This window comes from Xanthobacter versatilis, assembly GCF_043193975.1.
Taxonomy (GTDB): Bacteria; Pseudomonadota; Alphaproteobacteria; order Rhizobiales; family Xanthobacteraceae; genus Xanthobacter; species Xanthobacter autotrophicus_E.
In genome coordinates this window covers 1-14,047 of sequence record NZ_JBAFVB010000005.1, presented here as the reverse complement: position 1 = coordinate 14,047, position 14,047 = coordinate 1, and the positions used below count along the sequence as shown (strand labels likewise).

Genomic DNA, 14,047 nt, shown 5'->3' with positions numbered 1-14,047 from the left:
ACTGAATTATGATAATTTGCATCGAAAACAGGCCTGATGATATGCAGCATAAACGTAGCGGGAATCACAAATAACCAATTCTGTAAATCACATGCGTACTCTCTTTCTGAGGTTTACGCATGTCTCGTCTTATCCCCTTCGCTTCTAGGTTCGATCAACAGGCCGCCAAACAGGTTCTTAGCGGCTACGGCAGCTGGGTCGAGGACCGCATCGCCAATGGCTACGCGGCCTATCTCGTGACTTTCATGTTTGATCGTCTGCCTGCTGCAACTCAAGCCGGGCGGATCGCCGGCATGCTTGATGCGGTGGAGATCGTGTACGCGCGGCTGATCCAGTGGTTCGCCAGCCACCCCAACAGGCCGTCCCAGCGCCGGTATCTGCCGCATCTCATTTGCTCGCCTGATCTGCCGGTGTTCAAGCACAACAAGATGGCCTTGGCCGATGTGCAATCCAACGATGGCCTGCACGTGCACGGCATGCTCATGACGCCGCCAGTGTCCCGCTTCAAGTTCGAACTGGTTTCGTGGATCAACGATAATCCGGGCCGCCTCATCCATGGCACGCCGATAACGCGCCTTCATATTATCGAGGTTGATCGCGCGCCGGGATACGCCGCAGAGTACGCCTTGAAGGCCAGCGGCACCCGGATCGATGCCGACACGCTACTGATCTTGCCGAAGGCCTTGTCCGAGCGCTCTGACAAAACAGCCAAGGGTTACGATGAGGCCGTGAGAACCGTGCAGGGCGCCTCATTGATGCGGAGCGGCCGGCGGCCGATCTGACGAAGCGAGCAGGTTTGCGGGTGACGCTTAAAGCTCCAAACCCGCCAACACACGAAAAAACGATCACCCGAAAATTCAAAGCAGCATCGTCCTTGCCAGATTGAATAATCTGCGCTCGAACGATGCTGCTTTTTCTTTTTCTGCGAGGTTGGCTGTGAGCCTGGAAGACAACGAAACAAGGACGTCCGTTCATCTCGATCTTGTCGTGGACATTGTGGCGGCCTTCGTCGGCAACAACACGGTGCCGCTCGGCGAACTCCCTGCGCTGATCGCCAGCGTGTACACGACCCTTGGCAAGCTCGATGCCCCGGCCGTAGCGCCGGTCGAAGAGCTCAAGCCTGCGGTGCCGGTGAAGAGGTCTGTAACGGCGGACTTCATCGTGTGCCTGGAGGATGGTAAGAAGTTCAAGTCGTTGAAGCGCCACCTGCGCACGGCCTACGACATGACGCCGGAGGCGTATCGCGAGAAGTGGGGCCTGCCCCATGATTACCCCATGGTCGCCCCGAGCTATGCCGCCGCCCGTTCCGAGCTTGCCAAGAACATGGGCCTCGGCCAGGCGCGCAAGCAGGCAGCCCCAGAGAAGAAGGCTCCGGGCCGCCGCAAGGCTGCTACCGCCTGATATCGTGGAAGCCATCACAGGACAAAAAAAGAGAAGGGCGGCCGAAGCCGCCCCTCTCTTCAGGTACTCTTTCTCCCAAGATCGGCGTTACGCCTCGACCTTGCACTCCGGGTGGATGGGCGCGATCTGTGTGATCGGACGCGTGAAGGTGGGGAAGTCGGCATAGTCGCGCCACTCGAGCGTGACATGGCTATCGCTGCGAGCCTGCACGACGGCTTCCCACCATCCGTTGTACTCGCCTTCGCCGAAGTCGGGGGCGAGCACGATGTCGCCCATCTTGAGCTGTGGCCAGTGCTTGGTGCCCTCCTTGACGACAACGCTGACGAGGGCCTCGCCGGTGGTCTTGTCCGTCGCCTTGGAGAGCATGGCAGCGGCCTTCTTGTGCGAAGGCGCGTTCGCCTTCACTTCAGCTTCATTGGCCTCAGCGGCCTTCGCTGGCGATTCTGTGGCCGGGGCAGTTTTGGCCTGCTGCTCGGCGATGGCTGCCAGGCGCTTGAAGATCTCGGTCTTGATGTTGCCGAGGACCGGCCGATCGCCTTCGCCGAACTTGCCGGCCGGGATAGCAGCGATGAGATCGGCGTCATCGTTTTCCGCGAAGGTCACAGCCGACGCCTCGTGCTTGAGAGCGGCCGCCGTGGCGCGTTCGACCTCTTCGGCAGAGAAGCGCCCGGCCTGGGCTTTGCCGGCCCAGTTCTTGGTGAAGAGGACGAGCGCGGTCGGAGTGTTGAAGGTAGACATCTCTGATGCTCCATAAATGCACGCAATAGGCTGTGCAAGTGCATTATATCATATATCATGTTTTTTGTCAAACATTATGCTAAGGTGCCTCGATGCGTCATTGAAAAAACGATGATCCTCATCGAAACCGGAAGCGCCGCCTATTGCCAAGCCTAAGATTCAAACATCTTTACATCTGCACCGCTCGCCGCTTACAAGTCCGTGAGGGAGGGGCGTTCTTTTGATCGAATTTGCTGTGATCGCGAAGGATGGTAACACTCCATCCCCGGCGCAAAATATCGTAACCCTGCGTATTGATCGCTGGAACGACTATTCGTTCGTCACAATGTTCCAAGTCACAGCCTATGACGAGAACGGTGTAGAGCACCGTCTCGGCAGCGTGAAAATCGGGTTCAGGGGTCAGACCGAAGAGGTGGATACCTATTCCACGCTTGGCGATGGGTTCACATCACTTCCTCCGAATTATTTCTCGGTCGGCATGGACATTGAATATTATTTCACCCTTCGTCAAAACGTTTCCGACTCATTTAGAGCCGAATATCTCGCTGCGATACGTGATATTGTGCATGATGAGGCGACGCTCACCCTCGCGCTCGATGAGCGGGTATTTCAAGTATCTCATCTCCGTACATTGAATATTTCAACTGTACGAAATCAATTTCGTCGCGTTTTAGGCGGCGGGGTCCCATTAACGAACTTCGCCTTTCGTTTCACCCAAGATTCCAATGAAAATAGGGCCGGATATCAGCTTGATTTCGATGTTATAGCCGACTCTACACCGACAACAAATATACACGCGATCATCGGCCGCAATGGCGTCGGAAAAACGACTATTTTGAACAACATGACTAAATCTATCGTGGAGAGAGAGCGCGGCGATAGTCGATTCGAAGAACGTAGATCCTTATTCGTCTCTCGGCCAATTGATAGTGGTTACTTCAGTGCTTTGGTATCCGTATCATTCAGCGCTTTCGATCCCTTTAATCCACCAAAAGAACAACCCGATCCTTCCCAAGGTACCTGCTACTTCTATGTCGGATTGAAAAGTTATGCTGACGATTCGGGGGCGCTCCTAAAATCTCAAAACGACCTTGCGGATGAGTTGATTGAGAGTCTGGCCCTCTGCCTCAGTGAGCAAGCTAGAGAAGCACGGTGGCTGGAAGCCATTAAAAACCTCGAATCTGACGACAATTTTGCGGAGATGAACCTTGCTCGGCTACACGAACTGAGGGACGAAGCGCTCGCTGTCCAAGTTCGAACTGTTCTGCGGCGAATGAGTTCTGGTCACGCGATCGTATTGTTGACCGTTACTAAACTAGTAGCGAGGGTTAACGAGAAAACGCTGGTCCTTTTTGATGAACCCGAAAGCCACCTTCATCCACCTCTGTTGTCCGCTCTGATCCGCAGCTTGAGCCAGTTGCTAACCCATAGAAACGCTATCGCAATCATTGCGACCCATTCTCCCGTGGTGCTTCAAGAAATTCCCCGCTCCTGCGTGTGGAAAATAACGCGTTCCGGCTTTTCGGCCCAATGCCAGCGGCCGGAGATCGAGACTTTCGGCGAAAATGTCGGCTTGCTCACACGTGAGGTATTCGGCCTCGAAGTTTCCAAATCCGGCTTCAATGCGTTGCTTTTATCCGAAGCTATTCGTGCTGAAAGCTACGAACGGGTTATCGCTGCCTTCGGAGGCCAACTGGGGTTTGAGGGACGTGCGATCTTGCGCTCGATTATGCATCGGGCTGAACGGCAGTAGTAGACAATGAAGAAATTAGCTTTGCCGCCCATAAGCTTCCCCGATGCTCTGGTTGTGACGATCTCCGGAATCGCAAGCGTGCCCACTCAAAACATGCACAAGAGCGCTTTTTTGGACTCGGTGAGTATCGAGGCGGGGTATGCCGACCGAGCCAGAGCCGCGACCTTATATCAGCTACCAAGGGTCAGCGGCAGCGATGATCCGGCAATTCATGGCGCGCTGCGCAGATCGCATTTGACGAATCTGTACACACAGTATTTTGTCCCCGCGAGTAAGCCGGGAAGGCGTATCTATGAAGCCATAAAAGTGACAGCAAATGGAAAGTGTCCGTTGTGTGGAGGCATTGGCCACGTACGAACATTGGACCACTATCTCCCCAAGGCGAATTTCCCGCTCTATTCCGTTCTGCCGATCAACCTTGTCCCTTGCTGCAGGGACTGCAACAGCGATAAACTCAACGCATTCTCTGTCGATCGAGAAGGGCAGACACTTCATCCATATTTCGACGACAGTAAGTTCTTCGACGAGAGATGGATACACGCTCGCGTACAACAAAGTGACCCGCCAGTCATTGAGTTCTTCGTCGAACCGCCTTCCAATTGGCCCGCCGATGATCGGGCTCGCGCTCAGGCTCACTTTAATGATTATCGCCTTAAGGACAAGTTTTCGATCGAGGCTGCGGCTGATTTACCCGAGACGATTCAGACTCGACGCACGACCATGTCCAACAATACCCCCAACGAGTTTTCAGACTATTTGGCTGAAAAGGGCCAGACGGAGACCCTGCCGATTAATAACTGGCGAAGGGTTATGTTCTCAGCGCTCGCGTTAGATTCTTGGTTTTGCAGCCACATATTCGTGTAGTCATGCTCCGCAGTAACATCTATTGCATGCGCCATTCGCCTTCCATATTCAAATCATAAATCAAAATATTTGAGACACTCGGCAGCACAAGTTAAATCAACGACTTGCGTGTCTCGAATTATAGTCTCATAATATGTGCATGATCATCGGCTATGCGCCCGTATCTACTGATGGACAGACGCTAGACAGCCAGATCGAACACCTCAAAACCTCGGGCTGCCAGAAAGTTTTTTCTGAGACGGCTAGCGGCGCGAAGACCGATCGGCGCGAATTGCGCCGCTGCATCGCCTCGCTCGCAGCCGGCGATGTTCTCGTCGTCGTTCGGCTCGACCGCCTCGCGAGGTCCACGCGGGATCTCCTGAACGTGCTCGCTGAGGTCACTGAACGCCACGCCGCCTTCCGCTCACTCTCCGACGCGTGGGCTGATACCACCACGCCCCACGGGCGCCTCATGCTAACGGTGCTCGGCGGCCTGGCTGAATTCGAGCGCGAACTCATCAAGACGCGAACGGGGGAAGGACGGGCACGGGCCCAAGCGCGAGGCGTGAAGTTCGGCCGCAAGAGCGTGCTCACGGTCGATCAGCGCGCCTATGTCGCCAAGTTGCGCGCCGAAGGCGAAAGCGTGCGGCATATCGCCCGCATCATGGGCGTCAGCAAGGCAACCATTAGCCGGATTGCTCCAATCTCCTAAGGGAATGGTGGCGCCAAGAGCAGAAATCGGCTTGCCGTCGGATAGCAGACGTTCGTGTTCATGCCCAATCGGTCGCAGGCCATCGAAATCGGGAAGATTGAACCTGCCGTTGACAGCAACTTTGCCGGCTGCTCCTTATAATACCATGGCCAGCGATTCAGGCACCGTGACAGCGAAAGGCGACACTGCCACACCTTCGACGGATGGTGTGATCTCGGATTTTGCTGAAGTAGCGGCGCCGGCGCCGAGCCCGACCATGCTCTCGTCGACGCAGGTACAGAGCGGGCCGCCGATCGAACCGCTCGTCCGTGTCATGACCTACGATCCGGGCCAGTGGGAGGCCTTCGTCGATGAGTGGGTCTCTTCGCTCAAGACAAAGTATCACAAGGTCCTGCGATATACCGGTGCAAATGATCGCGGCATCGATGTCGCCGGATTCGTGGACAAGAATTATCTACAGGGCGTTTGGGATAACTACCAGTGCAAGCACTACCGTGATGCCATCGCCCCAGGCACAGCGTGGCCTGAGATCGGCAAGATGCTCTGGCATTCATTTCAGGGCGAATTTGTGCCGCCGCGCGCATATTACTTCGTCGCCCCGCGCGGGACCGGAACGACGCTCGCCCAATACCTCACGAACGCTCTCGCGTTAAAGGTAGCCTTAATCGAGGCCTGGCCGAAATCCGTCGCCGGCAAGATCACCTCAACGCAGCTTGTGAAGCTGGAGGGCGAGTTTGCTGAGTATGTCGACGCCTTCGACTATTCGATCTTCCAACCCATGTCGCCGCGCGAGGTTATCGAACAACACCGCGCCACTCCCTACTTCATCGCGCGCTTTGGCGGCGGCCTGCCGCCGCGCCCCACCGTTGCTGCGCCGCCTTCCGAACTCGCGGACCATGAGAGCGTCTACGTCGCGCGTCTCCTGGCGGCCTATGCCGATCACACCAAGGCAGACGTCCCCGACCTCAACACCTTGAAGGCGTGGAGGCCGCTGGAAGATCATTTCAAACGGCAGCGCGAGTGCTTCTATCACGCAGAAGCGTTGCGCGTTTTTGTTCGGGACAAGGTGGAGCCCGGCACGTTCGAGGGGTTGCAGGATGAAATCTACCATGGTGTAGCCGACACCGCCGACGGCGGCCATGCTGACGGGTTCGAGCGCGTTAAGGCGGTCACGCAGGCAGCGCAGGATGTTCCGCTCGACGCCCATCCGCTGGGCGCGAGCGCACTGGTTAAAGATAAGCGCGGCATCTGCCATCAGCTTGCCAATGAGGACCGTCTCAAATGGACGAAGTAGCGCGTGACCGATTTTCGTTGACGTTCAACGGTCCCCTTGAGGCCGGTGTTCGCGCAGTCGCCGTTCTCGGCTCTGCATTTCCGCGCGCCTACGATATCCAGCGGCTGACGGCGTTCGACTATCTTCTCGTGCGGACGCATCAATTGGGCGGCCCCGACGATCTCCATCCGGCGACGCCGATCCGCACGCCAGCCACGGAAGTCCGCCGCCGCGTGGTTCAGGATGCACTGCATCTGATGATGACGCGCGATTTGGTAGTGCGCGTCGTCAATGAGGACGGAATTTCCTACCGAGCCGGCGAGACCGCCGCGATGTTCCTCGACTCTTTGCGCACGCCCTACGTCGCAGCGCTGAAGGACCGGGCAGACTGGTTAGTCTATCATCTAGCGGACTACACAGATACCGCACTCGATTCGTTGATGCGCAAGTTCTTTGATACCTGGGTCGTCGAGTTCCAGAATGCCGAGCGCAGCCTCGGAGCACCCGCATGACAAGAGGTCTGCGCCTGCGGCATCTCAGCTTCCACGGACCGGCGCGCAAGTTCGCGACGATGTCCTTCGGCCCCGGCCTCAATGTCGTCCATGGCGCTTCGAATACAGGAAAATCCTTCATCGTCGATTCGATCGATTTCATGCTCGGTGGCAAAGGGCCGCTGCGCGATATCCCGGAGCGGGTTGGCTACGACCAGATCCTGCTTGCAATGGAGACGCTGGACGGAGAACAGTTCACGTTCGTGCGCAGCACCGAAGGCAATGCGTTTCGTCTCTACGACGGGCTTTATTCCGACGTGCTGCCGGAAGGCAAAGGCATAACGCTTGCCGATGTTCACAGCGACCGAAACGAGGACAACCTCTCCGCCTATCTGCTGGCCAAGCTCGACCTCGCCCACAAGCGAGTGAGACGGAACAAGCGCGGCGATACGAACAGCCTCAGCTTCCGGAATCTTGCCCGCCTTGTGATTATCAACGAGGAGGAGATTATCCAGCAGCGTTCGCCGCTGTCCGACGGCAACTATACGGCCGACACAACGAACACCGCGGTCTTCAAGCTGCTGCTGACCGGCGTTGATGATTCCGCCCTTGCCGCAGCGCAGCCGCGCAGCCCGGAAGAGCAAAGCCGCAGCGCCCAGCTCGACCTGCTTGATCAGTTGATAGAAAGCCACCGTCGCCAAATCAAAGAACTGGCCGGGCCGCCGGACGAACTCGAAGCCCAGCGCGAACGGCTTGATGAGTCCATGCGCTCGCAGGGGGAGCTTCTCACTGTCTCCGAAACCGCGTTCAAGGACGCAGCCGCGCGCCGCAGGGATGTCGCGCGCCGCGTCGAGGAAGGCAGAGAACGGCTGACGGAGATCACCGCCCTTCTTGAGCGCTTCACCTTGCTTGACGCGCATTATCGCTCGGATACCGAGAGGCTACGCGGCATTGAAGAAGCGGGGAGCCTTTTTGGCGCTCTCGGTGCCGTCGTCTGCCCTTTCTGTGGCTCGGCGCCCGAGCATCATCGCAAGACCGAATGCGATTTCGATGCCGACAAGGCTGTCGCCGCCGCCCAGTCCGAAATACACAAGATCGGAGTGCGCCGAAGCGAACTGACGCAGACGATCGCTATGCTGCGGAAGGAGGCGATGAGTTTCGAGCGACGTCTTCCCGGCCTTGAGGAACAGCTCGCAGCTATATCCGGCGAAATAGACCGGGTGGTCTCCCCCAATCTTCGCCAGCTCAGAACGGCCTACAGACAGTTGGCTGACAAGGATGGCGAGGTACGCGAAGCGCTTGCGATCTATCGCGGTCTATCAGATCTGGAGCAGCGCAAGGCCGCGCTGGAACGGGAAAGCGGCGCATCAAGCGATGGCGGCAACAGTCTCAGCGATGGCGACCTGCCCAGCACGACCGCCGACAAGTTCTCTGGAATCGTGCTCTCAACCCTGAAAGACTGGCATTTCCCCGAGATCGGCCGCGTCCATTTCGAAGCCAAGACGCGAGACCTGGTCATCAACGGCAAGCACCGGACGTCCTTCGGCAAAGGGCTCCGCGCCATTACGCAGGCGGCGTTCACGGTCAGCCTGCTCCAATATTGCAGGCAATTCGAAACCCCGCATCCAGGCTTCGTCGTTCTTGACTCGCCGCTGCTTTCCTACCGGGAACCAGAAGGAGACGGCGACGATCTCAGCGGCACGGACCTGAATTCGCATTTCTATGAATTTCTTGGGAAGCTGCCAGATGATCGGCAGGTGCTGGTCATCGAAAACACTGATCCTCCGACCGATATCCAGACCTCTATCCAAACCGTCAAATTCACGAAGATTGAAGGTGTCGGGCGCTATGGATTCTTTCCGGTCGATCAGGCACCTTCAACTACTTCGTCAGGGCTCGACTTCTAGTAGCAACGCAATAATATGCCGAACTTCCGAGTCCGGACGTTGCAGGATCCGCGTCAAAGCGCCACTTCCTGGCAATGGTGCTCTGCCGGGAAGCAGAACTTACTTCGGGTTTGGTTCTGGATGTACCGTCATCATTGTGCTCCCTCACGCGCTGCGATTTGATGGTCGACATAGCTCGGAGGACGAATCGTGGATCTTACAACCCTCAAGGGCCGCCTGTTTGAGGCGTTCGGCGGTTTTGCTGACAAGCGCATTAAGAACCTTGCGAAGGCCGACTACTTCCTATGCTATGACCACGATGCAGCGCCGAAAGATGCCCAGGGCAAGCTGTTTCTATGGTTCTGCACGGTTGGCCTACGCGCCGTTGAAAGCGACTTGGTGCATATCCACATAGGTAGCGCTATGCCTCGCAACGCCAAGGTGGATGCTTGGTGGGATGCAAACACCGCCAGCGGCCAATACGGCCAGAAGGTCTTACCGATCACACCTGAGACAATCGGCAAGCTCGGAGAATTGGCCAACCTTATCGCCGCGATTGCCAAGAAACCGTACTCCGTGAAGGCTTATAAGTACGTCTGCCCCGAGGTGGCGGAGGTGCTTCGAATGACTGAACAGCGTCTAAAGAAGATCTGGATGGCCGCCTAATCGGGCTCAGTCCGCAGGGGATTGTGCGCCTCGTAGCTGGCTGCTCTGTGGTCGTGGTATGGAGACTTTCTGTGCGTTGCATTTTCTGCAAGAGACCATCCTCTGCATCGAGAAGCGTCGAGCACATCATCCCTGAATCATTGGGAAACAAGCGGCACGTTTTACCGAGAGGCATCGTATGCGACGGCTGTAACAACTACTTTTCCAGAAAGGTCGAAAAGCCGTTCCTGGATCTGCCAGCCGTTCGGCAACTGCGTTTCCAGCAAGACCTTGAAAGCAAGCGCGGCAATATCCCGTCGATAAGCGGATTGATAACTCCCGACATACCGGCGCTGCTTACCCGATATCCGAAGTATGATTTTACGTCGGTCCAGGTGTCCGAGCCGGACCTCGCGAGAATTCTCCAGGCTAAGGAAGTAACCATGCTTTTTCCGCTGGCCGGAGACCTTCCTGCCACGCCCGTTGTCTCTCGGTTCCTAGCAAAGATCGCGTTGGAAGCGATGGCCTTGCGTCTTGTCGAGTTTTCAGAAGGTATCGCCTATCTCTGTGAGGAGGCGCAGCTTGACGTCCTACGTGATCATGCCAGGAAGGGCTATGTCAGTCCTTGGCCCGTTCACATCAGGACCATTTATCATCAAGACGGAAAGACGTTCGGACCCGATGGCAATGCAGAACAGATCGTCCACGAATTCGATTTTCTTGTAACCGATCAAAACGAGTGGTTCTTTGTCCTCGCGATATTCGGGGTGGAGTTTGCGATCAACCTAGGAGGACCTGAAATTTCCGGCTATCGGCGTTGGCTTGAGCAGACCGGCGGCCTTAGTCCACTGTACACCGATAGGCATGGCGGCCTTGCAGCGATGCCAAAATAGCAACGACGCCGCTGCTGGTGGGCTTAACTACTGATCGAGAAACACTGCGATATCGCGGCGTTCGTTCAAGGGAACAATGAACAGAGGCACACGGAGAGCCAGCGCCGCACGATAGGCCGCGAGCACGGACCGCTCCTGATGTTCAGCGAGTTCTTGAGGCGATCGGGAGGGTCTCGTTCTCCGTGTATCCGACAAACGTCGCAACGCGATCTTTTCAGCGTCGTCGACCAGGACAACGAAGCGGGAAACATCGATTGCCGAAAAAACCGAAGGCGAAATTTCCACTAGACCATCAGGGGTATCTATGATGGTGTGACCGTCGAGAACGATCAATCCTTTTTCCGGCGCGCTTCTCATGAAGCCGGATATCAGAAGGGCTTGATTGTCGTCGATATTTCCCTCGCGCAGAAGATCTTGTGCGACATATTGACCTTGGCGCTCCTGCCTCTCCGCCTTAATGAGATCACCGGCCTGCAAGAGCTCGAAAATAAGTGTTCGCCGTGCATATTCGAGAAGTGTCGATTTCCCGACGCCTGACAAACCTGTCAAGGCAACAACCTTCCGCCTACTCATGGCTGAAACCCAAGGTCGATTTGCGAAAGCAGGTCATCCAAACGAGGACGCGGTATGCGAAAGATCGATTGAGGCGGATGCTCCGCGATAACCTTGCTCTCTTGAAGCTGCTTCAGCCCGATAGCCGGATCAATATAGGCGGCAAGCAGATAGTTGATGACTTTGACAGGCGATTCGGCAGATGCTTGCCAGCCCTCAAGGTCCTTTTCACTATACACCGATCTTCCTCCTGTCATCTGGAGCAGCTCCCGGGTGGATCGCGCAAAACGAACGTCCTCGAGTATTCCGATTGCCGACATGGCCTGAGACGGTGAGGACGACGATTTGCCCTTGTAAAAGAACAGGATTGAACCTGGTGGGCCCAGATTGGATGGCGCCCGGCACAGATACACCTTTCGGATCGTGTTGCCAGGTCGCCGCGGACCTCCTCCTAACCCGAGCGCTCCGAAGAGATCTAACTGGTTCTGCTGCTTGAGATCCGGATAGAGGATATCATGGTAGCCCTCTTTGATTGGGATTCCGAACGCCGCAGTGTCCGGCACGATAGCGAAGCGCGGATAATTCAGCCGATGGACATCAAAATGATTATCGCCATCTATCGGCGTAGGTGCACGAGTGTCCATACGTTTTTCATAGATCCTCTCATCGTCTTCTTTTGTCGCGGTATGGGCGAACCCGAAATACTCAAGGAGGTCGATAAGAGAAGTCTGACCTTCATATGTGGTAATATAGATGAGATCATATTTGTTCTTTTGAGCGAACCAGAAGACCTTCTTCAAAAGTAGCTCACCGAGCTTAAGGCCGCGTCTCTCCGGCCGAACCTTGAACGTACAGATTTTCAGTATCTTGTTGGGTTTTTGAGTTGCGTCGGTGTCCAAGCCGGTCTCATCCTTTCTGACGAGAAGGCCGGAAATTCCGTCGTCTTCGATGATCCAGCAAAGGCGCCGCTGCTTCACGCATTTTTCCGTCCACCATTTATCGAAGCCGGGATAGTCCTCGCGGAGACTGTCAAAAATAGTATCCGTCAGAGGTATCGCGTGAGCGACGACCTCATCGATGAAACGCACCGGCGCTTCGATCGGTTCATAGGTCGTTCGAAGGAGCTGAACAGCGTCCGCTACATAGAGCACCCGGCGACCGAGTTCTGGAGAATGGCGCCTGGCCCGCTCGTGGAGGCCTCTGTCCTGGCTGACAAGAAAGTCCGCGGCGCCGATGTGAAGCGCATGCAGCAGGGTCGCGTCGACTATGTCGTTGTGCTTCGGAAGAGGACCGAATGCGTTCGAAAGCTCCGCGGCGGTCAAGCCGCGGACTTTTGATAGGGTTTGAAATTTACCGAGCTTACTCAGAGATATTGCTCGGCGGGCCGTATCCTTGTCGCGGCCGACATCGTCGCGCGCCGCCTCGTGCACGAAAATATCAACCTTGTGCTTAGCGGCAAGGCTTGTAAGTGCGGAAAAGGCCGGCTCCACGGTTTTATTGTCTTCCAGATGAATAATTACATTCGTATCAATCAGATATGTTTGTGTGCCCATTCCGGAGCGCCTTTTGAAGGTCGGGCTTCGCGTAGAGGAAAGACTGCGGAGCCTTAAAGCCAAATCGCTCCTTCAATTCAGGCAAGGTCAGCGGCCTCGCAAATCGGCGTGGCATCGACAGTTTTAGTGCAAAGCCTTTTTCCAGGCCGCTAAAGTAATCGTCAAAATCGGCTTTCTTGATCGATGCAGATCGACCGTGCTTTTTCCAGAGGACAGAGAGTTCGAGGCGTTCAACGTTCTCAATTTTAATAGCGCCCACCAAAGCCATTTCTGGCGACGTAGAATAGATATAGGCAGTAGCGCCGGGAGCTACCGACAACGGGAAACGCCTTCTCAGTTCGATGGTCTTAACGCCATCAAATATCTTGCCAGAATAGTTCGGCCTTATGCTGATAACGATGTCCCGTTTTGCAGGGCGGGCATCGTCGCGATCGCCAAAAATCGGAAGGACATACTGATCGTCGTCGCCAACGGTCCCGCCAAGCTCGGCCTGGATCCGCACTCCGAACTCCGAATGAACGGGAAATGCTGCATCGATGCGCAAGCTGGCACCGAGAGCCTCGACATAGCGCTGCAACGAAGAGATCTGGACATCGCCTCGTTGTTCGATCTTGGAGATCGCCGCTTGGCCGACGCCCAAACGCTTGGCCATCTCAAGTTGGGTAAAGCCCGCAGCCTGCCTCAACGCCCTGAGAGATTGACCTACTACGCGTCCCGCGTCGCCATCGCCAACCCGGACGGCATCAACAAATTCGCGCTCACCCGACATCATTCCACACCAACGCTCTCCGAATCACTCCACCTCAATATTCCCTTAAGGGAATATTGAGGTGCGCACAAGCATCGTGCGCGTTGAGGCAAGTGATCAAATCAGTTGCTACCACCACCCCGCCCCAGGCTCAACGAGCCCGTACGGACCTACCCTAAAACGGACCTCCTGAGCGTCGGCAAAGGGTCAACACGAGCAGTGTGCAACAGCCTGGTGATTCGACCGCCCATTGCGCCGACCGTCGCGCAACGCCTCACCTTCGCCTGTCAATGGCCTTGAGGCGCGGCCCCACGCTCAACGTTGATCCGGACTCGCTGTGAGTCCGCACCGCCTGAACGTGTAGCCTTCACGGGTGAGAAAGGCCTGGCGCAGGTCCCAACCGCCGATGCGCCGCGTCACGGCCTCGCCGGACCAGCGCTCGGTGACAGTCCACGTCTCTCCCTCGCCAGAGCAAGCGAAAGAGAGCACCCGACCTGCCCGCCGCGTGGAGGACGCAACAGGCCCGACTGACGTAAGGCGGCAGTTGCTCTCGTGCCCT

At 56.3% G+C, this 14,047-nt stretch carries 14 protein-coding genes; 10 read left to right on the top strand and 4 right to left on the bottom strand.

Features of this window, described 5'->3' with window-relative positions; all coding sequences use genetic code 11:
• Positions 1–119: 119 nt before the first annotated feature.
• Both V5F66_RS11350 and V5F66_RS11345 read left to right on the top strand, forming a co-directional pair.
• Positions 120–782: a hypothetical protein gene (locus V5F66_RS11350; RefSeq protein WP_394093890.1), complete on the top strand. Its 663-nt coding sequence runs from the start codon at positions 120–122 to the stop codon at positions 780–782.
• 154 nt (positions 783–936) lie between these two features.
• Positions 937–1,401 (top strand): Ros/MucR family transcriptional regulator, encoded by a 465-nt coding sequence (locus V5F66_RS11345; RefSeq protein WP_394093889.1) that lies wholly within the window; start codon positions 937–939, stop codon positions 1,399–1,401.
• An 87-nt stretch (positions 1,402–1,488) separates the two neighbouring features.
• Here the strand turns inward: V5F66_RS11345 and V5F66_RS11340 are convergent, their stop codons facing one another.
• Positions 1,489–2,139, bottom strand: a complete 651-nt coding sequence (locus tag V5F66_RS11340) for a hypothetical protein (protein WP_394093888.1) — start codon at positions 2,137–2,139, stop codon at positions 1,489–1,491.
• 220 nt (positions 2,140–2,359) lie between these two features.
• Between V5F66_RS11340 and V5F66_RS11335 the strand changes: the two genes are divergently transcribed.
• From V5F66_RS11335 to V5F66_RS11300, 8 genes are all read left to right on the top strand, one after another.
• A complete protein-coding gene (locus V5F66_RS11335) occupies positions 2,360–3,892 on the top strand; it encodes an AAA family ATPase (protein ID WP_394093887.1) in 1,533 nt (510 codons plus the stop codon).
• A 6-nt stretch (positions 3,893–3,898) separates the two neighbouring features.
• Positions 3,899–4,756, top strand: coding sequence for an HNH endonuclease (locus tag V5F66_RS11330; RefSeq protein ID WP_394093886.1), 858 nt, complete (start codon positions 3,899–3,901; stop codon positions 4,754–4,756).
• Positions 4,757–4,895: 139 nt separating this feature from the next.
• The gene (locus V5F66_RS11325; protein ID WP_394093885.1) at positions 4,896–5,447 is read left to right on the top strand and encodes a recombinase family protein; all 552 of its coding nucleotides are present in this window, start codon (positions 4,896–4,898) and stop codon (positions 5,445–5,447) included.
• A 97-nt stretch (positions 5,448–5,544) separates the two neighbouring features.
• A complete protein-coding gene (locus V5F66_RS11320; protein ID WP_394093884.1) occupies positions 5,545–6,741 on the top strand; it encodes an ABC-three component system protein in 1,197 nt (398 codons plus the stop codon).
• Positions 6,729–7,232, top strand: coding sequence for an ABC-three component system middle component 2 (locus tag V5F66_RS11315; RefSeq protein ID WP_394093883.1), 504 nt, complete (start codon positions 6,729–6,731; stop codon positions 7,230–7,232). The genes V5F66_RS11320 and V5F66_RS11315 overlap by 13 nt, the downstream gene beginning before the upstream one ends.
• The gene (locus V5F66_RS11310; protein ID WP_394093882.1) at positions 7,229–9,118 is read left to right on the top strand and encodes a hypothetical protein; all 1,890 of its coding nucleotides are present in this window, start codon (positions 7,229–7,231) and stop codon (positions 9,116–9,118) included. The genes V5F66_RS11315 and V5F66_RS11310 overlap by 4 nt, the downstream gene beginning before the upstream one ends.
• Before the next feature lie 189 nt (positions 9,119–9,307).
• Positions 9,308–9,763 carry a hypothetical protein gene (locus V5F66_RS11305; RefSeq protein ID WP_394093881.1) on the top strand — a complete coding sequence of 152 codons (456 nt, stop codon included), beginning with the start codon at positions 9,308–9,310 and terminating at the stop codon, positions 9,761–9,763.
• A gap of 71 nt (positions 9,764–9,834) precedes the next feature.
• Positions 9,835–10,635 (top strand): HNH endonuclease, encoded by an 801-nt coding sequence (locus V5F66_RS11300; RefSeq protein WP_394093880.1) that lies wholly within the window; start codon positions 9,835–9,837, stop codon positions 10,633–10,635.
• Positions 10,636–10,662: 27 nt separating this feature from the next.
• Here the strand turns inward: V5F66_RS11300 and V5F66_RS11295 are convergent, their stop codons facing one another.
• From V5F66_RS11295 to V5F66_RS11285, 3 genes are read right to left on the bottom strand one after another with little or no spacing between them, the layout of a single operon-like run.
• Complete coding sequence (locus V5F66_RS11295) at positions 10,663–11,208, bottom strand: ATP-binding protein (RefSeq protein WP_394093879.1); 546 nt, start codon at positions 11,206–11,208, stop codon at positions 10,663–10,665.
• On the bottom strand, positions 11,205–12,740 hold the full coding sequence (locus V5F66_RS11290; protein WP_394093878.1) for a GNAT family N-acetyltransferase: 1,536 nt from the start codon (positions 12,738–12,740) through the stop codon (positions 11,205–11,207). Before V5F66_RS11290 ends, V5F66_RS11295 begins: the two co-directional genes overlap by 4 nt.
• The gene (locus V5F66_RS11285; protein WP_394094003.1) at positions 12,715–13,509 is read right to left on the bottom strand and encodes a helix-turn-helix domain-containing protein; all 795 of its coding nucleotides are present in this window, start codon (positions 13,507–13,509) and stop codon (positions 12,715–12,717) included. Before V5F66_RS11285 ends, V5F66_RS11290 begins: the two co-directional genes overlap by 26 nt.
• Between the last annotated feature and the right edge of the window lie 538 nt (positions 13,510–14,047).